The organism is Dactylosporangium sp. NPDC000521 (assembly GCF_042898305.1).
Classification (GTDB): Bacteria; Actinomycetota; Actinomycetes; order Mycobacteriales; family Micromonosporaceae; genus Dactylosporangium.
Genome location: NZ_JBIAYW010000004.1, coordinates 219,208 through 240,567 on the forward strand (window position 1 = coordinate 219,208; position 21,360 = coordinate 240,567).

Genomic DNA, 21,360 nt, shown 5'->3' on the forward strand with positions numbered 1-21,360 from the left:
TCCGTTGTGCGGGTGCGGCGCGGGTCACGGGCGGGGAAGGGTGAAGCGGAAGGTCGAGCCCTCGCCGAGGGTGCTCTCGACGGTGAGGTCGCCGGCGTGGTCGCGGACGATCTGGCGGGCGATGGTCAGGCCGAGGCCGCTGCCGCCGGTGGCGCGGTCGCGGGCGGGGTCGGCGCGCCAGAAGCGCTGGAAGACGAAGGGCACGTCGGCGGGGGCGATGCCGCAGCCGGTGTCGCGGACCTCGACGGTGATGTGGCCGGCGTCGGGGAAGGCGCGCAGCGACACGTGGCCGCCGCGGTCGGTGTACCGGATGGCGTTGCCGATCAGGTTGCCGAGGACCTGGCGGAGGCGGTCGTGGTCGGCGTGCACGGGCAGCGGGCCGGCGGTCTCGGCGGTCAGGCGGACGCCGGCGGCCTCGGCGACCGCGAGGTGCGCCACCCGGGCGATGTCGACGAGGTCGGCCAGGTCGAAGACGCTGCGGCGGTACGTGAGGTGCCCCGCCTCGGCGAGGGTCAGGTCCTGCAGGTCGTCGAGGATGCGGCGCTGCAGCTCGGCCTCGTCGTGCAGCGAGGCGAACAGCTCGCGGCTCGGCGCGACCAGGCCGTCCTGCAGCGCCTCGAGGTAGCCGAGCAGGTTGGACAGCGGGGTGCGCAGCTCGTGCGCGACGCTGGCGACGAGCCGGCGCTGCGCCTGCTCGGACGCCTCCAGCGCGGCCGCCATCCGGTTGAACGAGTCCGACAGCTGCCCGAGCTCGTCGCGGCCGCCCGAGCGCACGCGGGTGTCGAGGTGCCCGTCGGCGAGGCGCCGGGACGCGGCGGTGAGGTCGCGGACGGGCAGGCTCACGTGCCGGGCGATGACGGCCGTGCCGAGGATGACCAGGATCAGGACCCCGCCGCCGGCGATGAGGCCGGGGCGGCTGATGAGGTTGGTCGCGTCATCGGCAACGGCACCCAGGTACAACAGGAGGGGCTCCGGCGTGAACGTCGCGACCCGCTCGCCGAACGACCTCGTCAGGCACGGCGCCGGCTGGTCCTCGCTCCGGCAGCCGCTGATGAAGGCGAGGTCGCCCTGCTGGTCCTGGGCGGCACTCGCCTTGGCCTCCTCGCCGCAGCCGTGGTCGTCCGCGAGGTGGACGTTCGCGACCGGAATGCCGTACTCGTCGGGGGCGACCGGCGGCGGCTGCACGTACTGGTTGGTGAGGCAGCGGGCGAAGAGCACGGTCCTGCGGTACTGGGCGATGGCCGACGCCGTCACCGGCTCCAGCCGCCCGCCGCCACCGGTCTTCGCCCTTTCCGGGTCGGCCGCCGACAACAGCTTCTGCGGGAACGTGAGCGTCGGCCGCGGGTCGATGAGGGCCGGCGCGGCGACGACCTTCCGGGCCTGGCGGTTGGCGAGGTGGTCACTGTCGACGGTCACCTGGCCGTACAGGTTGGTGAGCCTGATCCTCTGCTGGTTGGTGTTCGACAGCCGGCGCACGAGGTTGTCGATCCCGGCCCAGGTGCCGTGCCGGACGGCGTACTCGCGGATCTCCCGCACGGTGGCGACCTCGTTGCGGGTCGCGGTCTGCTGCGACTCGGCGATCTGCAGGGCGGTCAGCCGGATGCTCAGCCACGCGGTGACCCCGATCGCAATCACCGCGACCAGCAGCACCAACCCGAACACCCGGAAACGAAAGCTCATGCCGACTCGTTCAGCCGGTAGCCGCGGCCGTACACCGTCTGCACGTAGCGCGGGTCGGCCGGGTCGGACTCGATCTTGCGGCGCAGGTTGACGACGTGGGCGTCGACGGTGCGCTCGGAGACGTCGCGCTCGAAGCCGAAGACCCGGTTGATGATCTCGCCGCGGGTGAAGACGCGGCCGGGCTCGCCGGCGAGCAGCTCCAGGATGCCGAACTCCTTCGCGGTCAGCACGACCACGGTGCCGTCGACGCGGACCTCGAACCGGCCGGCGTCCACGACCAGGTCACCGACCCGCAGCACCTGCTGGTGGCCGGGGCTGCTGATGCCGGAGCGGCGCAGCAGCGCCCGGACCCGGGCGGCGAGCTCCCGCGGGCTGACCGGCTTCGTCATGTAGTCGTCGGCGCCGAGGTCCAGGCCGAGCAGCAGGTCGTCCTCGGTCGAGCGGGCCGTGACCAGCAGGATCGCGACCGTCGACTCGGCGCGGATGATCCGGCACACGTCGAGGCCGTCGACCAGCGGCATCATGACGTCGAGGACCAGCAGGTCGGGCCGGCGCGACCGGCACTGCTCCAGGGCGAGCCGCCCGTTGGGGACGGTCAGCACGCTGTGGCCGTCCCGCTCCAGGTACAGGCGAATCAGCTCGGCCTGCTTCGGGTCGTCTTCGGCGACCAGGATCCGTGCGCTCATCGCCGATCATTGTCGCGCGCAGGATGTGAAGAACCTGCGAAACCTCGTTCGGGTTTCGATCCGGCGCACACTTCTTCATCAGTTCCCAACGACCGGCTCCGCACCATCACCGGCATGTGTGGATTCCTGGTCTTCATCAGTGCCTCCGGTGAGGTGGACGCCGACCGGCTCGCCGAAGCCCTCGACCTGCTGCGCCACCGCGGCCCCGACGAGACGACGCTGCACGTGGAGGGCGGCGCCGCGTTCGGCTTCCAGCGGCTCGCCATCGTCGACGTCGCGCACGGCCGGCAGCCGGCGGTGTGGGGCTCGTGGACGGTCGTCTTCAACGGCGAGATCTACAACTACCAGCAGCTGCGCGCGGAGCTGGCCCGCGACCACGCGGCGATCTTCGCCACCGAGGGGGAGGCGGAGGTCCTCGCGGCGGCGCTGCACCACTGGGGGCCGTCGGCGGTGCGCCGGCTGCGCGGGATGTTCGCGATCGTGGCGCTGGACCGGGCGACCGGCACGGTCCACGCGTTCCGGGACCCGTTCGGCATCAAGCCGCTGTACCACCTGACCACGCCCGACGGCATCTACCTGGCGAGCGAGAAGAAGGCGCTGCTGCCCTTCGCCGGCACCGGGACCCGCGTCGACACGGCCGCCCTGTCGCACTACCTGACCCTGCAGTACGTGCCGGAGCCGGAGACGCTGCATCCGTCGGTGCGCCGGCTGCCGGCCGGGCACGCGCTGACCGTACAGGCGACGGAAACCGAGATCAGTGCGTACTTCCGGCACTCGCTCCGGCCCGCGCAACGGCCGGACGCGATCACGGCCGTCCGCGACGCGCTCAGGGACAGTGTGCACGCCCACCTGCAGGCGGAGGTGCCGCTCGGCGCGTTCCTGTCCAGCGGCATCGACTCCACCGCCGTCGTCGCGCTCGCCCGCGAGAAGCACCCGGACCTCCACACGTACACCGTGGGCTTCGACGACGAGCGCTACAGCGAGATCGAGGCGGCGGAGGAGACCGCGGCCGCGCTCGGCGTCGGGCTGACCGCGACCCTGGTCCACGACGCCGACGTGATCGCCGAGCTGCCGCGCATCGTGTGGCACCTCGACGACCCCGTCGCCGACCCCGCGATCGTCCCGCTGTGGTTCCTGGCCCGCACCGCCGCCCGCGACGTCACCGTCGTGCTGTCCGGGGAGGGCGCCGACGAGCTCTTCGCCGGCTACGAGATCTACCGGGAGCCGGCCGCGCTCGCCGGCGTCGCCGCGCTGCCCGCCCCGCTGCGCCGCGGCCTGCGTGCCGTGTCGGCGGTGCTGCCCGAGGGGGTGCGCGGCAAGAGCTTCCTGGAGCGGGCCACCACCCCGATCGACGAGCGCTACTACGGCAACGCCCGCATCTTCGGCACCGCGGAGAAGGCCCGCCTGATGCGCGGACCGGCCGACCCGCACACGACGGTCACGGCGCCGCTGTACGAGGCTGCCGCGCACCTCGACGACGTGGCCACCATGCAGTACGTCGACCTGCACACCTGGCTGCCCGGCGACATCCTCACCAAGGCCGACCGGATGTCGATGGCGCACTCGCTGGAGCTCCGGGTGCCGTTCCTGGACCGGGCCGTCTACGCCGCCGCCGCGCAGCTGCCGACGGCGCTGAAGCTGGCGAGGACCACGAAGTTCGCGCTGCGGGAGGCGATGCGCGGCATCGTGCCGGACTCGGTCGTCGACCGCCGCAAGCTCGGCTTCCCCACGCCGACCCGGGTCTGGCTGCGCGGCGGTATCGGCGAGTGGGCCGGCGACGTGTTCGCCGACGCCGCCGTCGACCACCTGCTCGACCTTGGCCACGTCCAGCGGCTCCTCGCGGCGCACCGCCGTGGCGACGCCGACCACTCCCGCAAGATCTGGACCGTGTTGATGTTCTGCCTCTGGTACGGGCAGCAGAACGCCCGGCCTTCCCGCTCCCGCGATGAGCAGGTCCGGCCCACGGCGTAGGCGCGCTCCAGCGCGTCGCCGATGGAGTCGGCCGCGGCGCGCCTGACGAGCCGGTCGGTGTGATGCCGGACAGGGTGCCGTCCGGCTGCTTGGCGGCGGTCGGCACGCCGTCAGTGCCGGTCCACGGAGTACCTGGCCTGCTTGCTCAGGGACACCTTGCGCAGGGGCGTGCGGAAGCCGCGCCCGCGGACCGCCGTGACGGCGGACGGCTGCCTGGGCGGCGCCGCACGGTTTGAGGATCCGCCCGGCGGGTAGGCCCCGCGCCGGCGTATCCCGGAGGGGAGTGAATCGGCGATGACGACCCGCACGCTGCCCGACCTGTTCACCTGGCTGGAGCACGCGCGCCTCGCCGGCGACGTGCACTACGACGAGCGGCAGCGCTCGTGGCTGGTGCTCGGGCACCCCGAGGTCACGGCGGTGCTCGGCGACCCGCACCGGTTCTCGTCCGACCTGGGCGACCTGCTGCCGCGCCAGGAGGACCTGGAGCTGTTCCGGCGCGGCAACTTCGTCCAGATGGACCCGCCCCGCCACGACTCGCTGCGGCGGCTGGTGAGCCGGGCGTTCACGCCGCGGGTGGTGGCCGGCCTGGCCCCGCGCATCACCGCGGTCGCCGAGGACCTGCTCGACGAGGTCGCCGGGGCGCAGCGGTTCGACCTGGTCGACGACCTGGCGTACCCGCTGCCCGTCATCGTCATCGCCGAGCTGCTCGGCATCCCGGCGGCGGACCGGCCGGTGTTCCGGCGGTGGGCCGACGCGCTGTTCGAACGGCCGGAGATCGGTCCGGACGAGCCGCTGACCCGGATGATGGACGACCACGCGGTGCGCACGCTCGCACCGATGCTGCGGGAGATGAACGAGTACCTCCTGCGGCACGTGCGGGCGCGCCGCGCGGCCCCCGGCGACGACCTCACGAGCGCACTGGTGCACGCGGAGGCCGACGGCGAGCAGCTCGACGACGAGGAGATCATCGGCTTCGTCGGGCTGCTGCTGCTCGCCGGGCACATCACGACGACGGCCACCCTGGGCAACACGGTCGCCACCCTCGACCAGCACCCGGACGCGGCGGCGCAGCTGCGGGCCGACCCGGCGCTGCTGCCGGACGCGATCGAAGAGGTGCTGCGCCTGCGCACCCCGTTCCCGCGCCTGGCGCGGCGGGCCACCGCCGACACCGCCGTCGGCGGGGTGACCGTGCCGGAGGGCGACGTCGTCGTCGCATGGCTGGCCGCCGCCAACCGCGACGCCCGGGTCTTCGCCGACCCGGCGCACTTCGACATCCGGCGCAGCCCGAACCCGCACCTGACCTTCGGGCACGGCATCCACTTCTGCATCGGCGCGCCGCTGGCCCGGCTGGAAGCGCGGATCGCGATGGAGCTGCTGCAGCGGCGGTACCGGACGATCGCCGTCGACACCGACGCGGCGGTGTTCCGCAACCCGTGGGTGATGCTGGCCCCGACGAAGCTGCCGGTGACGGTCGACCTGGCCTGAGCCCCACTGTGGCCCGGCTGCTGTCGCGCCGGGATGCATTCGAGGGTCAGGACCCGGATCTCGTCGTCCTTCTCACCGCCGAGAAGGACCGCGGCGGGACGGACGGGCACGGGACTCAGGTCACCAGTCCGTGCCGGTACGCGTAGATCACGGCCTGCACGCGGTCGCGCAGGTCCAGCTTGGTGAGCAGCCGCGACACGTACGTCTTCACGGTCTCGGGGCTGATGACGAGCGTGGCGGCGATCTCGGCGTTGGTCAGCCCCTCGGCGATGAGCCTGAGCACCTCCAGCTCGCGCGGGGTGAGCGGCGAGCCGTCCGCGCCGTCGGCGGCGGGCCGGATCCGCGCGGCGTAGCGCCCGATCAGCTGCCGGGTCACCTCCGGGTCCAGCAGCGAGGCGCCCGCCGCCACGGTGCGGACGCCGTGCAGCAGCTGGGCGGTCGGCGCGTCCTTGAGCAGGAAGCCGCTCGCCCCGGCGCGGAGGGCCTCGTAGACGTAGCCGTCGAGGTTGAACGTCGTCACCACCAGCACCTTCACGGGCTCGGCCACGCCTGCGCCGGCCAGCCGCCGGGTCGCCTCGATCCCGTCGAGGACGGGCATTCGCACGTCCATCACGACGACGTCGGGCCTGAGGCGCCCCGCCAGCTCGACCGCGGCCCGGCCGTCGCCGCACTCGCCGACGACCTCCATGTCGGGCTGCGCGCCGATGATGGTGACGAATCCCGCCCGTACGAGGGCCTGGTCGTCGGCGACCAGGACGCGGATCGTCACAGGGGGATCCTGGCGGTCGTGGTGAACCCGCCGTCGGGCCGCGGCGCCGCGGTGAAGGTGCCGCCGACGGCCTGGACGCGTTCGGCGAGGCCGGTCAGGCCGCGACCGCCGTCGGTGGAGACCTCGACCGTGAGCTCGTGCGCGCCGTGATGGAGGTGGACGACGGTACGCCGGCCGTGGGCGTGCTTGAGCGCGTTGGTCAGCGACTCCTGGACCACGCGATGGGCCACGGCCTCGGGGTCACCTGGCGTCTCCCGGTGGCGACCGGACTCGGTGACCTCGACCGGCTGCCCGGCACCGCGCGCCAGCGCGACCGGGGCGTGGAGATCGGCCTGCACGACCGGGGCACGGAGGTCAGCCTGCACGACCGGGGCGTGGGAGCCGGCCTGTCCGCCGTGGACGGGGTTCAGGACGTCCAGGAGCCGGCGGAGGTCGGAGATGGCGCGGCGGCCCGTGCCGGCGACCGCGGCCAGCGACTCGTCGAGGCGGTCGGGCGCGGCGGTCAGATAGCGGGCCGCTTCCGCCTGCACGACCATCGCGGTCACGTGGTGGGTGACGACGTCGTGCAGATCGCGGGCGATCCGGGCACGCTCGGCGGCGCGGGTGCTCTCGGCGACGTGCCTGCGGCGCTCGGCCTCGGCGGCGCGGGTCACGCGCAGCCATGCGCCGATCCCCCACGCGAACGCCACGGCGAGATAGAACGTGAGGTACCCGGTGATGCCTTCTCGTGAGCCCTGCCGGTCGAGGGCCACGGCGAGCGGCACGTACGCGACCGTGACCGCCACCGCCGTGAGCACCCGGACCCGGCGGGCGGCACCTGGGCGCCCGCCGGGCAGCTCGCCGGTGCCGAGGTGCGCACCCGCGCTCACCAGGGCGATCGGCAGCGCGGTGCCGGCGACGAGGTGGTAGCCGAAGAGCTGGTCGGCCGCGAACCCCGCCGCGACGAGCATCAGGCACAGAGCCGGCCGGCGCCGCCGGAGCACCAGCGGCAGGCACTCGAGGGCGGCGACCGCGACGGCCCATCCGTCCACCGGGCGGGACGGCAGGTCCTCGGCGAGGCGCGTGCCGTAGCCGTGCAGCGCGGGCACGAGCGACGCGGCGGCGAGCAGCAGCGCGAGCGGCAGGTCCCGGACCATGACGTCGAGGCCCGCCCACCGCTCACGGAGCCGCTGGACGTCGATCACCGGGCGAGCGTAGCGGGCTCGCGGCGCGGCAGCACGCGACCCCGGCGCCGGGCGAGGGTCATGAAGGCCACGGTGGCCGCCAGCCCGGCGACGACCGACGCCAGGCTCGCCTCGGGGCCGAACGCGCCGCCGGACAGCAGCACCGGCCCGGACAGCGCGCCGTCGAGCAGGCCCTGCGCCGTGTCGTTGCCGGAGACCTCGGTGCCGAAGACGCCCGCCTCCGCGAAGTTCCATGCCCAGTGCAGGCCGATCGGCAGCCACAGGGTCCGGGTGGCGGCGTAGGCGGCGCCGAGCATGCCGCCCGCCTCGATCGCGATGGCGACCGCGCCCCACAGGCTGGCGTGCGGGTTGAGCAGGTGCATGAGGCCGAAGATCGCGCCGGTGAGGGCGAGGGCGGGCCAGGTGCCGGTGCGGGCCTCGACGACGCGGAACAGCACGCCCCGGAAGATGAGCTCCTCGGTGACGGCGGCCGCGAGCATCAGTCCGAGCAGGGCGGCGGCGCCGGACAGCGATCCCCAGCCTTCGACGCGGTACCCGCCGAGGAGCGCGATCACCGCGATGACCGCCGTGAACAGGGCCGCGCCCAGGACGGCGCCGCGGCCGAACGCGGTGGACGCTCCCTCGCGGGGCAGGTCGGGTGACGGGCGGCGGCCGATCAGGACGTACGCGACGAGCGCCAGGACCGCGGTGCCGGCGCCGGCGAGCAGGGTGAGCCACGGGCTGCCGCCCGCGACGAGACTGCCGAGGAACGAGACCGCGAAGACGGCGGCGAGCTGCAGGAAGGATCGCATGCAGTGAACGGTATGGATTCCCGCCCGCCGGCGCGTCACCGCGCGGTGGACAGCTGCCCGTAGCTCGCACGGGGGACGTGGCCGGCGTCAGGCGAGTGCGGCGACACCGCGTTCGTCGCGCCGAGGACCTGCAGCACCTCCGCCTGTCCGTCGAGGCCGATCCGGAGCCGCTGCGCGTCCTGCGCGGCCTCCCGGGCCTCGAGGGAGTCGAACGCCCCGGTGGTGATCTGCTGCATGACCAGGAACGCCGCGGCGAGCCCGGCCAGCGGTCCTGCGAAACGTGTCAGTCCTGCCATATCGGGTCGTTCGGCGCCTGTTCGGACGACTTGAGGCCAAAAACGATGTTTACCACGTGTGCGGTGTCATGGACCGCACCGAACCGCGGCAGTGTGACGGTGAGCGCGTGCTCGTGCTCCGCCGCGGTCATCCCGCTCATCGCGTCGGCGGCGAAGACGACCTCGAAGCCGTGGTCGGCGGCAGCCCGGGCGGTCGACTCGACCCCCATGGTGGTGGCGATCCCCGCCATGACGACGGTGTCGACGCCGCGCTCGCGCAGCCGGTCGGCGAGGCCGGTGCCGTAGAACGCGCCGATGGTGCGCTTCACGATGACGACGTCGCCGTCCTGCGGCTCCATCTCAGGCACGAAGCCGCTGCCCGGCGGCTGCTCGGCGACGTTCGGCCGTTCGACGCGGACCAGCACGACGGTGCCGCCCGCGTTCCGCGCCGCCGTGGCGAGCTCGGCGGCCCGCGCCACGACGTCCGCGCCGCGGTGCGGGCCCATGTCCTGCTCGACGATGCGCGGCATCAGGTCCACGACGATCAGGGCGGTGCTCGATGCGGCGGACGTCATGCCCGGGAGCCTATCCGGCGTCAGAAACGGTGCCGACCGCCTGGCCGACGGGCATCGGTGACCAGGTCCGTCAGTGGCGGAACGAGGCGGCGAGGTCGCGCAGGTCACGCAGGTCACGCAGGTCGCCGGCCAAGGTGGCGAGGCCCGCCGCGGAGCGCTGCGCCGAGGTGGCCTCCGTGGTCGCGGCGGAGGCGTAGGCGGCGACGACGGCGGTCATGGTGTCTGCGGGGCGCACGGCCGAAGGCCGTCCCCGGCACTGCCGGGGACGGCCTTCAGGTCGGACAGGTCAGCCGCGCAGGCTGGTCATGCCCTTGGCGCTGATCTTGGCGAACCGCAGCGACTGGCCGGGGTCGGCGTTGCCGCCGGGGGCGTTGTCCTGCTCGTAGTTCGAGTTGTGGAAGCCCTTGGCGCCGATGTTGCGGTAGAACCCCTTGTAGTCGATGTCGCTACGGGGGTCGCCGAACGGGATCCACGAGTAGCCGTCGCCCACGCCGGGGGCCTGGCCGGTGGCGTCGCCGTCCTTGGCGTGGAACAGCGCGTACCGCTTGGTCTGCTTGGCGACCTGGGCGGTCGGGTCGAAGATGTCCTCGACGCGCTTGCCCTCCCAGTCGTAGCGCCAGCGGTGCTGGTGCTGAGCGACGTGGGCCCAGTAGACGTCCATCTCGATGACGACCAGGTCGGGGCTGGTGATGTCGAGGTAGTGCTGCATGAGCCGCTTGCCCGACTCGCCGCGGACCTGGGTCGGCGCGATCGGCGCACCGGTGATCCGGTCCTGGGTGACGGTGACCAGCGGGCCGTCCTGCAGGAAGTTGTAGGCCGGCGAGTGGTTGTGGGTGTACATGTGGATGCCCCACTGGCCCACGCTGATCTCGTTGAGCGCCGTCCACTTCTCGCCCGCGAGGGTCCACGGCTCGATGTTGCGGTTGTTGGCGCTCGTCGGGTCGCTGCCGGTGCCCATGAACGGCATGCCGAGGATCGACGCGAACTCCAGCTCGGTCTGCAGCCGGTCGTAGTCGGCGGTGGTCATCTTGCCGCCGGCGCTGCCCGGGCCGTTCCAGGTGTTCGGGACGAACCCGTGGTTGCCGATCGCCTGCAGGCCGTAGGCGTCAAGGAAGCCGCGCAGGGTGCGGGCGTACGCCAGGTAGGCCGCACGCGACTCCGGGGTGGTCACGCCGCCCGGCGCCGGGTTCGGCGCGGCGCCGCCCGGGTTCGAGGCGTGCTGGCCGTAGCCGGCGAACTCGATCTGCTTGAAACCGGCGTTCGACAGGAAGGCGAACAGCTCCAGCCAGCCACCCGGCAGCGGCACCAGCGGCCCGAGGTCGGTCGGGTCGTTGGGGAAGTCGGGACCGCCCAGGTAGCCCATCGTCGGCGCCACACCCAGCGCGGCGCTGCCGGCGATGCCGAGCCGGGTGGGGACGTCACGCTGGCTGTACGTGATGGTGCCGACCTTGCCGTCGGGGATGAGCCGGCCGTTGGCCGCGCTCGCCAACGAGGGGGAGAAGACGGAGGCCGGGCCGAGCGGGGAGAACGCGGCGGCCGCCGTGAGGCCGGCGCCGGCCAGTAACCGGCGGCGGTTGATCTTTCCGGACATTGTGTTGCTCCTTCTGGTGGTTGTGCGTGCGGTTCAGACCGGGGCGGGGTGCGGTCACTGCGGGGGTGTCGCACCCCGCCCCGGCGGGTGGTGCTAAGGCGCGCTCACGCCCTTGCCGCCGAACTCCACCCAGTTGAGGTTGAAGAAGTTGTTCGTCGGCCCGCCCGCGACGGGACGGAACACCAGGTACATCCGGTGCGCCCCGCCTGGGTCGGTGATCGGGAAGGTCTGGCTGGCGTACGTGGTCGCGTTCGCGGTGGGCGCGATCGTGACCGTGGTCAGGACCGGTCCGTCGACCGCGTCCAGGCGGACCTCGACGGATCCGGTGCCGGCCGCCCCGCTGCCGCCCGACGTGCGGAACGTCAGCGAGTTGATGTTCTGGAGGTTGACCGTGCCGTTGAGGGCGATCCAGTCACCGGCGCCGAGGCTGCCGCGCTGCAGCCCGCCGCCGGTGTCGGCGGTCGCCGCCGTGTTCGTGCCGGACTGGTCGACGGCCCACTCGACCTCCTGCTTCTTCTGCCGGATGGTCGTCTGTGCGACCGTGGTCAGCGCCGGGATGCCGCCGGGGCCACCCTTGTCGGTGTAGGAGACGCTGATCACACCGAACACGTTGCCGCCGTGGGAGACGTCCTCCTCCAGCGTGGGCAGCGTCCCGGAGCAGCCGGTCGCGGTGGACTCGGCGTGGCCGTGGGTGTCGTGCCCGAGCACGAACGTCACCTCGACCCGGGAGCAGTCGATCGCACCGTCCTGCGGGTCGGTGACCGTGACGTTGAACGGGATCGTGTCGCCGAAGGCGAACATCCCGCCCTCGACCGGCACGTTGACCTTGACCGTCGGCGAGGTGTTGCCGACGGTGATCGTCGTGTTCGCCGAGGCGGTCTTGCCGCTGGAGTCCGTGACGGTCAGCCGGGCCGTGTACACCCCATTGGTTGTGTAGGTGAACGACGGGTTGGGGTCGACGGAGTCGGTCGTGCCGTTGCCGTCGAAGTCCCAGGCGAACTTGATGGAGTCGCCCGGGTCCGCGTCGTTCGAGCCTTCGCTGGAGAACGCGACGGTCAGCGGCCCGACGCCGTCGGTCGGAGTGGCCGACAGCTTCGCGACCGGCGCCCGGGTGCCCTTCACGTAGCTGAACTTCACCAGCGCGGCGTCGGGGTTGACGTTGAAGAAGCCGTCACCGTAGGTCAGCAGGTAGAAGTTGCCGTCCTTGCCCCACTTCATGTCCATGGGGTTGTCGCACAGGAACGGGCGGGCCGCCGTCGCGGGACCCTGGCCGCAGCTGAGCAGGTCGTTGATCTTGAAGATCTGGTTGGACCCGTCCAGGCGGATCTCCCGCAGGTAGTCGCGGGTGAACTCGCCGAAGAAGATGGACTGGTCGTAGTACGCCGGGAACTTCGTCGGGTTGGGGTTCTTCGCGTCGTAGTCGTACTTGGCCGCGCCGTGCGGGCCGACGCCGCCGGTGCCGAGCTCCGGGAAGAGCTGCGGGCACTTGCCGGGCGGGTTCTGCATGTAGTACGCCGCGCAGGGCGTGCCGAGCGGGTTGGCCGCGTTGTTGTCCTGGAACGAGTACCACATGTCCGGCTGCGCGATCGGCGGCGCGTACGTCAGGCCGGTGTTCCACCGCGACGTGTTGGCCGGGCCGCGCTCCGGGTTGTTGCACTCGAACGGCTGCGCCGGGTCGTCCAGCGGCTTCGAGGTGTTGAAGTCCCACCGGTAGTACGGCAAGGACGGCGAGTAGCACAGCGGCCAGCCGTAGTTGGCCGGCTTCCGCACGATCTCCATCCGGCCGGTGCCCGCGGGACCGCGGTTCACCTGCGGCGTCGACGAGTCCGGCGAGTAGTCGGTGACGTAGGCGACGCCGTTCTTGTCCACGGTGATGCGGAACGGGTTGCGGAAGCCCATGGCGTAGATCTCGGGCCGGGTCTTGCCGCCGCCCTCCTCGTTGCCGGTGAACAGGTTGCCGGCCGGGATGGTGTACGAGCCGTCACCCTGGACCTTGATGCGCAGGACCTTGCCGCGCAGGTCGTTGGTGTTCATCGCCGAGCGCCGGGCGTCGACGTACGGGGCGTTGTACTGCCCGGTCGTGGTGAGCTGGTCGTTGAACGGCGCGAAGCCACCGGAGTTGCCGCCACCCGCCGGGGTGTCGTCGCCGGTCACCATCCAGAGGTTGTTGTCCTTGTCGAAGGTGATGTCACCGGCCACGTGGCAGCAGGCCCCGCGGTCGACCGGCACCTTCATGATCTTCTGCTCGGACGCCACGTCGAGGGTCGGGTTCGGCCCGTCGACGAACTTGAACCGGGACAGCTGGAAGTAGCCCTTCCACGGGTCCCAGACGCTCGGGTCGGCGCCCGTGGTCGGCGAGTTCGCGGTCGGCGTCGTCTGCGGGTACGGCGCCTCCTGGGTCAGCGGCGAGTAGTACACGTAGACCCAGTGGTTGTTGGCGAAGTCGTTGTCGATCGCCGGGCCGTACATGCCGTCCTCGCTGGCCATGTACACGGGGATCTGCGCCAGCAGGTGGGTGGTGTTGGTCGCCGGGTCGTGCAGGCGGACGCCGCCACGGCGGTCGGTCTGCACGACGCGGCCGTCGGGCAGCACGTCGAAGCCGATCGGCTCGCTGACGTTCGGCGGCGCGGCGATGTAGTCCATCTGGTAGTTGGCCAGCACGGTCGCGCCGCAGTCGCCGTCGGTCACGCCGGCCGCCCACTGGATCGCGCCACCGAGGTGGGCCTGCAGGTCGGGCGTGGCGAAGCTCGCCGGGGTGTCACCCAAGCCCGTGTAGAACGAGCGGCCGCCCTGGTAGTCCTTGCACCAGGTGATCGGGTGGTCGAACCCCATCGTGCCGCCGGTGTAGGTGTTCTCGTCGACGGTCGCCAGCACGTGCGAGAAGCCCCGCACGTTGGACGTGAAGTTGTACCACTGGTCGGTGCGGTTCCAGTACTCGGGCAGGTTCGCCGACGCCGGGTGCACCCGGTCCGCCACCTTGACCGTGGCCTTCGTGACGCCGGACGAGCCGGACGCCCTGGTGCCGAGGACATCGGTGAGGAACTTCCAGTTCGGCTGGGTCTCGATCGCCGAGTGGATGCCGACGAAGCCGCCACCGTCACGGTAGTACGACTCGAACGCGGCCTGCTGCGTCGCGTCGAGCACGTCGCCGTAGGTGTTGAGGAAGACGACCACCCGGAACTGCTTGAGGTGAGGCTCGTCGAACTTCCTGGCGTCGTCGGTCTCCTCGACGGTGAACCGGAGCTTGGTGCCCAGCTGCTTGAGCGCGTTGACGCCCGCCGAGGTCGCCGGGCTTTTCGCGCCGGTCGACTTGGTGAATGCCAGGACCTTGTACTGGATGCCATTGCTGGTCGGTTGGGGCGCGGCGACCGCCGGGGCGGACGCCGACACCGTCCCGACCAACATGGATGAAGCGAGCGCGAGCAGGCCGGCGTACGCGGTGGTGACGCGACGGCTCGGAGCTCTGGTCATGGGACCTCCTCCGCAGGGTGCAGGGCGAACGGACCGTCGAAGGCCGCGGCGGGGTGGCCGCGAGCGGACGACGTCCGTTCGGGTGACGGGTGTGGTGGTGCAGCACGCCCGGAGGGAGGCGTACGGGGTGTGTGTCAAACCGCAGTGGCGTGACCGAGCTGCGCGTCAGTGCTCGCCGGGATCCCGCTCAGCGGGGCGAACGTCTGGCTCGGTCAAGCTGTAGCCGACACCGTATAACTCGCCTCCATCAAAAAGAAAGAGCAGAACCAGCAAAAGTTCGGCATGATCGGTCCAAACTTTTAATCTTGCTCACAAAAGTCCCTTCATACCGGTGGCGGGGTTCACCGGTCATGAGATTGCCCCTGTTCGAAGGAGCGGAAGGCGAGCGATTCGCGTTACAGGTCGCACCGACGGATGATCGAATCCGTTGCGCCACATGGCGAACAGCCACCTGGCATTTACCGTTGAGGCCATTGGCAGTGGCGCGGACACATCGATTCCGGCGACGCCACGGACACGCCGCAGGGCGCCACCAGTGCACTTTCGCTGAATCGAACGAAAGTTGGTTCGTATCGCATCGAAGCTCTGGACATCGCGCGCAGAAGACTTCTACTGTGTCGGCCACGGGGCAGCACCGTTTCGACTATGTGAACGAGCAGCGCTGACCCGACGACCGTCCTCGAGGACGCTCCGCTGGGACCACCGCTGCGATCGACGCATGCGCACGAACCGGCGGCGCACGCGGCGGTACAGATAGCTCTCCGGCAACGCCGTCCAGAGGGTCCGGCTGTGGCTGCGCACCACAGCCGGAGGCGGCGAAGCAGGAGTGGTCGGCCGGTGCGGTCGGGGGGACGGGACCCTTCCGGCCGCACCGGAGACCGGCAGTGCCCCGTTCCCGTTCCTGAACTGGAAGGAAAGCCATGCCCAGTCAACCCCCGACCACAGGAGCCCTGGGGTCGCACCCGTTGAGCCGAGCACACAGAGACTCCCGCCGGCACCTGTTACGGTGCCTTGTCGCCGCCGTTCCGGTGGCGTCCATGTCCCTCGGGGTGCTCGTCGTCGCCACCCCGGCATGGGCCGCACCGACGAGCGCACCGGCCACCCTCACCCCGGCCACTGCCAGCGGCACCAACAACTACTACCGGGGCCCGGTCACGCTGAACCTCTCCGCGACCGACACGGCCAACGGTGTCCAGCGCCTGGAGTACCGGCTCGGCAACACGGCCCCGTTCCAGACCGTGGTGGCCGCGACCGGCTCGAACCCCACGACCCTGACCGGCTCGGTGCAGATCACCCAGCAGGGCACCACCACGGTCGGGTACCGCGCGGTCGGCGGCGACGGTGCGGCCGAGGCCGTCCGCACGATCACGGTCCGGATCGACACCGTCGCGCCGGTGGTGAGCTGGCCCGGTATCGTCGACGGGCACGTCGGCCACACCGCAACGCTGATCCCGACCCGGACCGATCCCGCACCCGGCTCCGGCGGCGTCTTCATCCACCGCATGTGGATCGACCAGACCGAGACCACCCCGCTGCCCGTCGCCACCTCCACCCTGGCCCCCGGAGCGCACACGATCAGCGCGGTGGCCAGCGACGCCGCCGGCAACGCGGCGCGGTTCGACCAGACGTTCGTGGTGACCACGTCGTTCGCCGACCTCGACACCCTGATCGGCGGCTTCGTCACCAGCGGCGCGATCAGCGCCGACCTCGGAGCCGGCCTGCGGGCCAAGCTGGCGGAGGCGGCGGGCCTCGCGGAGGCGGGCAACGCCAACCAGGCCAAGCGGGCCCTCAACCAGTTCGTCGCCGCCGCACAGGACGCATCGAGCTCCGGCGCGGCCCGGGACACGCTCGTTGGCGACGCCCGCTACCTGCAGGACAAGCTCGCCGGGAAGCTCCCCGCCGACCCGCAGACCGGCATGACGGTCACGCCGGCCATCGGGCCGAACCCGATCGCACCGGCGACGCCGCTCGCGGCCTCGACGAACTTCCCCGGCGCCACCTACCGGGTGCTGTACTTCTCGGCCACCAAGGGCTTCCGGCACGACCACATCGCGGACACCGCCCTGCTGGTCCAGCAGTGGGGTCAGCAGCACGGCTTCGACGTCGACATCTGGGACCCGAGGCTGGCCCCGGCGTCGCTGTCGAGCACGCCGTTCACCTCCGCCGCCGACCTGGCGAAGTACAAGACGATCATCTTCGGCTCCCCGGTGGACGGGACCAACCCCAACAGCGCACCGGCGGCCGACGCGCTCAACGCCGCCGAGCTGGCCGCGTTCCAGGGGTACATCCAGGCCGGCGGCGGGTTCGTCGGGCTGCACGGCGCGTCCGACGCGATCCACAACGTGCCCTGGTACCGCGACCTGGTCGGGGCGTGGTTCACCAACCACCCGGGCGGGCAGAACGGCGAGGGCACCTGCGGCAGCTGCATCAACGTGCGGGTCAACACCGAGGACCCGACGAACCCGGCCACGGCGCACCTGCCGAAGACCTGGCTCACCATCGACGAGCTGTACAACTTCGACCACAACCCGCGGGCCGAGGTGCACACGCTGCTGAGCCTCGACGAGTCGTCGTACCGGCGCAGCCTCAACAGCGGCAACGCCGCGAACAACCCGATGGCGCTGATGGGTGGCGACCACCCGATCGCATGGTGCCAGAACTACGACGGCGGCCGCGCCTTCTCGCTGATCCTCGGCCACGACCGCGCGCTGTACTACCGTGAGACCTTCACCAAGATCCTGCTGGCCGGCATCAACTGGACGGCCGGCCAGAGCGAGGCGAACTGCTCGACCTTCCGGCAGACCCGCACGCTCATCACCAACGGCGCCGGCGGCGGCACCCTGGACCCGGAGTCCGCCGCGGCGGTCACCGCGCTCCTCGACGACGCCCAGGCCGCCTACCTGCGGCTGGACTACAACGCCGCGACCACGTCGCTCAACAAGATCATCGCGCTGGCCGGCTCCCCCGCCGCCGGCACCGACGCGGCGCGTGGCGAGCTCGACCGCCAGGTCCGCCAGCTGCGGGACTGGATGATGGCCCTGAAGTAGCTCCGCACCGAACCGACCTGCCGCCGGCTCCCCAACGGGCCGGCGGCAGGTCCGTTTTTCGTGCCGGGCACGTCGGGTCGCGCCGACGGGTCCTCAGTCCGCCTTGGCCGCCTTCTCCGCGGCCCACTGGTCGAGCAGGGCCGGCAACCGGTCCTGGACCCAGGTGTAGAAGTCACGCATCCCGGCGAGCCGGGCGCCGGCGGTGGTGCCGGGTCCACCCGCCGCGGCCGCCCCCTGGCCGGCGGCGTCGGCGAGGGTCTTCAGCAGGGACATCTTGGCGACGGTCACCTCATACCAGGAATCGTCGACGAGCCGGTAGCGGTCGCGGCGGTCGCCGGGGACGTGCTCGCGGGCGATCATCGAGATCTGCGACAGGTAGCGCACGGCGCCGGAGATGGCGGCGGCGCTGACACCGAGGCGGTCGGCCAGCTCGCCGGCGGTCAGGGAACGCTCGTCGGCGGCCATGAGCGTGAAGACCACCCGGCCGGCCATGCGCGGGAAGCCCCAGTCGCCGAGCAGCCTGGCCATGTCTTCCACGAAGGCCCGTAACGCCGCCTCATCTCGCATATGGGATTCCATGAGTCAATTCTCCAACACGAACTTTCACACTTGTGTGAAACGAGTGTAGCGTCTGAAGCATGGAAAACTCCATTGAGGTCGCCGGACTGATCAAGCGGTTCGGCCAGACCACCGCGCTGGACGGCCTCGATCTGACCGTGGCGCAGGGCGAAGTGCACGGGTTCCTCGGTCCCAACGGGGCAGGCAAGACCACCACCATCCGCATCCTGCTCGGCCTGCAGCGCGCCGACGGCGGCACCGTGCGGCTGCTCGGCGGCGACCCGTGGGCCGACGCCGTCCAGCTGCACCGGCGGCTGGCGTACGTGCCGGGCGACGTCACCCTGTGGCCCGGCCTCTCCGGCGGCGAGGTCATCGACCTGCTGGGCCGGCTGCGCGGCGGCGTCAACCGGGCCCGCCGCGACGAGCTGCTCGAGCGCTTCGACCTCGACCCGCGCAAGAAGGGCCGCGCCTACTCCAAGGGCAACCGGCAGAAGGTCGGCCTCATCGCCGCGCTCGCCTCCGACGTCGAGCTGCTGCTGCTCGACGAGCCCACCTCCGGCCTGGACCCGCTGATGGAGGAGGTGTTCCGGCAGGTCGTCGCCGAGGAGACCGAGCAGCGTGGCCGCACGGTGCTGCTGTCCAGCCACATCCTGTCGGAGGTCGAGGCGCTCTGCGACCGGGTCAGCATCATCCGCCAGGGCCGCACGGTCGAAACCGGCACCCTCACGCAGCTGCGGCACCTGACGCGCACGTCCATCTCCGCCGAGCTGAGCACCCCGCCCAACGGCCTCGCGGACCTCGCCGGCGTCCACGACCTGCACGTGCACGACCACCAGGTGCGGCTCCAGGTCGACTCGGCGCAGCTCGACACCGTGCTGCGCCAGCTGACCTCGCACGGCGTGCGCAGCCTCGTCAGCCAGCCGCCGACGCTCGAGGAGCTCTTCCTGCGCCACTACGAGACGGAGCCGGCGAAATGAGCGCGTTCACCGGCACCGGCGCCCTCGCCCGTCTGATCGTGCGCCGCGACCGGGTGCTGCTGCCGATCTGGATGCTGCTGCTGGGCCTGCTGCCACTGTCCCTCGCGTCCGGCACCGCGCAGCTGTACCCGACCGACGCCGGGCGGCAGGGGTACATCGACAACCTCGCCGGCAACCCGATGCTGCTGCTGTTCTACGGGACGAAGCCGGACAACGCGAGCCTCGGGGCGCTGATCTACTGGCGCTCCGCGACCGGCATGGTGGTCATGGCGCTGATCGGGGTGCTGTTCGTCATCCGGCACACCCGGGTCGAGGAGGAGGCCGGGCGTCGCGAGCTGCTCGGCGCGACCGTCGTCGGCCGGCACGCCCCCGTCGCCGCGGCGCTGGCCACCATCTCCTGCGCGAGCCTGCTCGTCGGCGCGCTCGTCACGCTCGGCATGATCGGCCAGCGGACACCCGCCGGCGGCGCTGTCGCCATGGGACTGGCCTGGGCGTTCGCCGGCATCCTGTTCGGCGCCGTCGGCGCGGCCGCCGCACAGCTCAGCGAGGGCGCGGGCGCGGCCCGGGGCATCGGCGTCACCGTCGTCGGCGTCGCGTTCGGGGTGCGGGGCGTCGGCGACGTCGCCGGCGGCGGACTGTCATGGCTGTCGTGGGTCTCGCCGCTCGGCTGGATCTACCACGTGCGCGCCTACGCCGGCGACCACTGGTGGGTGTTCGCGGTCATCGCCGCCGCCGCGGTCGCCGTCACCGCGCTCGCGCTGCGCCTGTCGGCCCGCCGCGACGTCGGCGCCGGGCTGCTGCCACCGAAGCTCGGCCCGGCGTCGGCCGGCCCCGGCCTCGGCAGCCCGCTCGCGCTCGCCTGGCGGCTGCACCGCGGCTCCCTGTACGGCTGGCTGATCGGCCTCGGGGTCGTCGGCGGGCTGCTCTTCGGCGGCGTCGCGAAGACCTCAGGGGACCTGCTCGCCGACAACGAGCAGCTCAAGCAGATCATGGAGCGCCTCGGCGGTGCGTCCGGCGCCGGCGACGTGTTCATCGCCGGCTCGCTCGGCCTCGGCGCGATCGCGGTCGCCGCCTACGGCATCTCCGCGGCGCTGCGGATGCGCACCGAAGAGGCGGCGCTGCGCAGCGAGGCCCTGCTCGCCACCGGCGTGAGCCGGCTGCGGTGGGCGGCCTCGCACCTTGTCTTCGCCTTCCTCGGCCCCACCCTCGTGATGGTCGTGACCGGTCTCGCCGCTGGGCTCCTCTACGGTACGGCCACCGGCGCCGTCGGGCGGGAACTCCCCCGCGTCCTGGCCGGTGCGCTGGTCCAGCTGCCCGCCATCTGGCTCCTCGCCGCGCTCACCGTGGCGGTCTTCGGCCTGGCACCCCGCCGCGCTCCCGCGATCGGCTGGTCGGCGCTGTCGCTGTGCGTGATCCTGGGGCAGATCGGCGCCGCGCTGCAGCTGAGCCAGGCGCTGCTCGACGTCTCCCCCTTCACCCACATCCCGCACGTCCCGGGCGGTCCGGTCACCGCGGCGCCACTGCTGATCCTGACCGCGCTCACCGCCGCCCTGGTCGTCGCCGGCCTGGCCGGCTTCCGGCGCCGCGACGTCCCCATCACCTGAGCGGCGCTCCCTCCGCATCACCGGCCTGCCCCGGCTCCACCGCGTCGAGCGGCGCCCGGGGCAGGACGCCCGACCCGAACGGCACGACCCGACCAGCGCGCCGCGTGCTGTTGCCGGCCGAGGCGATCCACGCCGCGCCGCACCGGCGTCCATCGCCGCCAACCTCAGCTCGCTGACGTCCGCCTACGAGGCGGTGGCGGTCACCCGGATCGGTGCCGGCGCCTACGTTCCACCACCGTCCACTGTGGACAGATCCATCGCTCCCGTCACCGTCGCATCACCGCCGCCGGGCGGCTCATCACCCGTCGAGCTCTTCCAGCCCGCTCACCGCTGGGCAGCGCGGGGACAGCCCGCAGTTCATCACCACGCTGGGCCACACCCGGGTGACCAGCGCCGCCGAGGGCCGGCCACGGACCCGGCCGGACCGAATCCTGGCCGACAAGGCATACCACAGCCGGGCCGACCGGGAGCACCTGCACCGCCGTTCGATCGGCGAGCAGTGGCCATCCACCACGACAAGCTCGCCGAGCGGCACGAAACCACCACAACCATGAGCATCATCGACATCCGGCATCGCCGCTTGACCAAGCACGCATGACCTGACCAGCACGTATCGAATCACTGCAATATTGGCCTCATCATGATCAACCGCTGTGCAAGGCTTTGGCCGAAGCCATCAAACGCCCGAATCATGCG

The 21,360-nt window shown here is 71.9% G+C and carries 16 protein-coding genes and 1 pseudogene; 6 read left to right on the forward strand and 11 right to left on the reverse strand.

The window, feature by feature from the left end; translation table 11 throughout:
* Nucleotides 1–24: 24 nt before the first annotated feature.
* Both ACFY3L_RS15130 and ACFY3L_RS15135 read right to left on the reverse strand, forming a co-directional pair.
* Nucleotides 25–1,680 carry a sensor histidine kinase gene (locus tag ACFY3L_RS15130; RefSeq protein ID WP_389323039.1) on the reverse strand — a complete coding sequence of 552 codons (1,656 nt, stop codon included), beginning with the start codon at nt 1,678–1,680 and terminating at the stop codon, nt 25–27.
* Nucleotides 1,677–2,366: a response regulator transcription factor gene (locus ACFY3L_RS15135; protein ID WP_389323041.1), complete on the reverse strand. Its 690-nt coding sequence runs from the start codon at nt 2,364–2,366 to the stop codon at nt 1,677–1,679. The genes ACFY3L_RS15130 and ACFY3L_RS15135 overlap by 4 nt, the downstream gene beginning before the upstream one ends.
* Before the next feature lie 114 nt (nt 2,367–2,480).
* Here ACFY3L_RS15135 and asnB point away from each other — a divergent pair, with 114 nt between their 5' ends.
* Nucleotides 2,481–4,337: an asparagine synthase (glutamine-hydrolyzing) gene (asnB, locus tag ACFY3L_RS15140; protein WP_389323043.1), complete on the forward strand. Its 1,857-nt coding sequence runs from the start codon at nt 2,481–2,483 to the stop codon at nt 4,335–4,337.
* 294 nt (nt 4,338–4,631) lie between these two features.
* The gene (locus ACFY3L_RS15145) at nt 4,632–5,822 is read left to right on the forward strand and encodes a cytochrome P450 (protein ID WP_389323045.1); all 1,191 of its coding nucleotides are present in this window, start codon (nt 4,632–4,634) and stop codon (nt 5,820–5,822) included.
* A gap of 115 nt (nt 5,823–5,937) precedes the next feature.
* Here ACFY3L_RS15145 and ACFY3L_RS15150 read toward each other — a convergent pair whose 3' ends face one another.
* The 8 genes from ACFY3L_RS15150 to ACFY3L_RS15185 all read right to left on the reverse strand — a co-directional run bounded on the left by ACFY3L_RS15150 (nt 5,938) and on the right by ACFY3L_RS15185 (nt 14,478).
* Nucleotides 5,938–6,591 carry a response regulator gene (locus ACFY3L_RS15150; protein ID WP_389323047.1) on the reverse strand — a complete coding sequence of 218 codons (654 nt, stop codon included), beginning with the start codon at nt 6,589–6,591 and terminating at the stop codon, nt 5,938–5,940.
* Nucleotides 6,588–7,775: a sensor histidine kinase gene (locus tag ACFY3L_RS15155; RefSeq protein ID WP_389323049.1), complete on the reverse strand. Its 1,188-nt coding sequence runs from the start codon at nt 7,773–7,775 to the stop codon at nt 6,588–6,590. Before ACFY3L_RS15155 ends, ACFY3L_RS15150 begins: the two co-directional genes overlap by 4 nt.
* Nucleotides 7,772–8,566, reverse strand: coding sequence for a CPBP family intramembrane glutamic endopeptidase (locus ACFY3L_RS15160; RefSeq protein ID WP_389323051.1), 795 nt, complete (start codon nt 8,564–8,566; stop codon nt 7,772–7,774). The genes ACFY3L_RS15155 and ACFY3L_RS15160 overlap by 4 nt, the downstream gene beginning before the upstream one ends.
* A 35-nt stretch (nt 8,567–8,601) precedes the next feature.
* Nucleotides 8,602–8,862: a hypothetical protein gene (locus ACFY3L_RS15165; protein ID WP_389323053.1), complete on the reverse strand. Its 261-nt coding sequence runs from the start codon at nt 8,860–8,862 to the stop codon at nt 8,602–8,604.
* Nucleotides 8,850–9,416, reverse strand: a complete 567-nt coding sequence (locus ACFY3L_RS15170; RefSeq protein WP_389323055.1) for an isochorismatase family protein — start codon at nt 9,414–9,416, stop codon at nt 8,850–8,852. Before ACFY3L_RS15170 ends, ACFY3L_RS15165 begins: the two co-directional genes overlap by 13 nt.
* A gap of 70 nt (nt 9,417–9,486) precedes the next feature.
* Nucleotides 9,487–9,633, reverse strand: coding sequence for a hypothetical protein (locus tag ACFY3L_RS15175; RefSeq protein WP_389323057.1), 147 nt, complete (start codon nt 9,631–9,633; stop codon nt 9,487–9,489).
* A gap of 69 nt (nt 9,634–9,702) precedes the next feature.
* On the reverse strand, nt 9,703–11,007 hold the full coding sequence (locus ACFY3L_RS15180; RefSeq protein ID WP_389323059.1) for a sugar phosphate isomerase/epimerase family protein: 1,305 nt from the start codon (nt 11,005–11,007) through the stop codon (nt 9,703–9,705).
* A 93-nt stretch (nt 11,008–11,100) separates the two neighbouring features.
* On the reverse strand, nt 11,101–14,478 hold the full coding sequence (locus ACFY3L_RS15185; RefSeq protein WP_389323061.1) for a ThuA domain-containing protein: 3,378 nt from the start codon (nt 14,476–14,478) through the stop codon (nt 11,101–11,103).
* A 1,037-nt stretch (nt 14,479–15,515) separates the two neighbouring features.
* Between ACFY3L_RS15185 and ACFY3L_RS15190 the strand changes: the two genes are divergently transcribed.
* On the forward strand, nt 15,516–17,525 hold the full coding sequence (locus tag ACFY3L_RS15190; protein WP_389323063.1) for a ThuA domain-containing protein: 2,010 nt from the start codon (nt 15,516–15,518) through the stop codon (nt 17,523–17,525).
* A 93-nt stretch (nt 17,526–17,618) separates the two neighbouring features.
* Here ACFY3L_RS15190 and ACFY3L_RS15195 read toward each other — a convergent pair whose 3' ends face one another.
* The gene (locus ACFY3L_RS15195; protein WP_389323065.1) at nt 17,619–18,092 is read right to left on the reverse strand and encodes a GbsR/MarR family transcriptional regulator; all 474 of its coding nucleotides are present in this window, start codon (nt 18,090–18,092) and stop codon (nt 17,619–17,621) included.
* A gap of 71 nt (nt 18,093–18,163) precedes the next feature.
* On the opposite strand from ACFY3L_RS15195, the gene ACFY3L_RS15200 reads away from it, so the two are divergent.
* The 3 genes and pseudogenes from ACFY3L_RS15200 to ACFY3L_RS15210 form a co-directional block, all read left to right on the forward strand.
* Nucleotides 18,164–19,060: an ATP-binding cassette domain-containing protein gene (locus ACFY3L_RS15200; RefSeq protein ID WP_389323067.1), complete on the forward strand. Its 897-nt coding sequence runs from the start codon at nt 18,164–18,166 to the stop codon at nt 19,058–19,060.
* Complete coding sequence (locus tag ACFY3L_RS15205) at nt 19,057–20,664, forward strand: ABC transporter permease (protein ID WP_389323069.1); 1,608 nt, start codon at nt 19,057–19,059, stop codon at nt 20,662–20,664. Before ACFY3L_RS15200 ends, ACFY3L_RS15205 begins: the two co-directional genes overlap by 4 nt.
* Nucleotides 20,665–20,987: 323 nt before the next feature.
* Nucleotides 20,988–21,155 (forward strand): annotated as a pseudogene (locus ACFY3L_RS15210) (IS5/IS1182 family transposase); the annotation flags it as partial.
* Nucleotides 21,156–21,360: the final 205 nt, after the last annotated feature.

Excerpts from the sequence above, each read along its gene's own strand:
- ACFY3L_RS15160 (WP_389323051.1), bottom strand. The coding sequence starts at position 8,566 with ATGCGATCCTTCCTGCAGCTCGCCGCCGTCTTCGCGGTCTCGTTCCTC.
- ACFY3L_RS15205 (WP_389323069.1), top strand. The coding sequence starts at position 19,057 with ATGAGCGCGTTCACCGGCACCGGCGCCCTCGCCCGTCTGATCGTGCGC.
- ACFY3L_RS15170 (WP_389323055.1), bottom strand. The coding sequence starts at position 9,416 with ATGACGTCCGCCGCATCGAGCACCGCCCTGATCGTCGTGGACCTGATG.
- ACFY3L_RS15180 (WP_389323059.1), bottom strand. The coding sequence starts at position 11,007 with ATGTCCGGAAAGATCAACCGCCGCCGGTTACTGGCCGGCGCCGGCCTC.
- asnB (WP_389323043.1), top strand. The coding sequence starts at position 2,481 with ATGTGTGGATTCCTGGTCTTCATCAGTGCCTCCGGTGAGGTGGACGCC.
- ACFY3L_RS15165 (WP_389323053.1), bottom strand. The coding sequence starts at position 8,862 with ATGGCAGGACTGACACGTTTCGCAGGACCGCTGGCCGGGCTCGCCGCG.
- ACFY3L_RS15175 (WP_389323057.1), bottom strand. The coding sequence starts at position 9,633 with ATGACCGCCGTCGTCGCCGCCTACGCCTCCGCCGCGACCACGGAGGCC.
- ACFY3L_RS15200 (WP_389323067.1), top strand. The coding sequence starts at position 18,164 with ATGGAAAACTCCATTGAGGTCGCCGGACTGATCAAGCGGTTCGGCCAG.
- ACFY3L_RS15130 (WP_389323039.1), bottom strand. The coding sequence starts at position 1,680 with ATGAGCTTTCGTTTCCGGGTGTTCGGGTTGGTGCTGCTGGTCGCGGTG.
- ACFY3L_RS15195 (WP_389323065.1), bottom strand. The coding sequence starts at position 18,092 with ATGCGAGATGAGGCGGCGTTACGGGCCTTCGTGGAAGACATGGCCAGG.
- ACFY3L_RS15135 (WP_389323041.1), bottom strand. The coding sequence starts at position 2,366 with ATGAGCGCACGGATCCTGGTCGCCGAAGACGACCCGAAGCAGGCCGAG.
- ACFY3L_RS15145 (WP_389323045.1), top strand. The coding sequence starts at position 4,632 with ATGACGACCCGCACGCTGCCCGACCTGTTCACCTGGCTGGAGCACGCG.
- ACFY3L_RS15185 (WP_389323061.1), bottom strand. The coding sequence starts at position 14,478 with ATGACCAGAGCTCCGAGCCGTCGCGTCACCACCGCGTACGCCGGCCTG.
- ACFY3L_RS15190 (WP_389323063.1), top strand. The coding sequence starts at position 15,516 with ATGTCCCTCGGGGTGCTCGTCGTCGCCACCCCGGCATGGGCCGCACCG.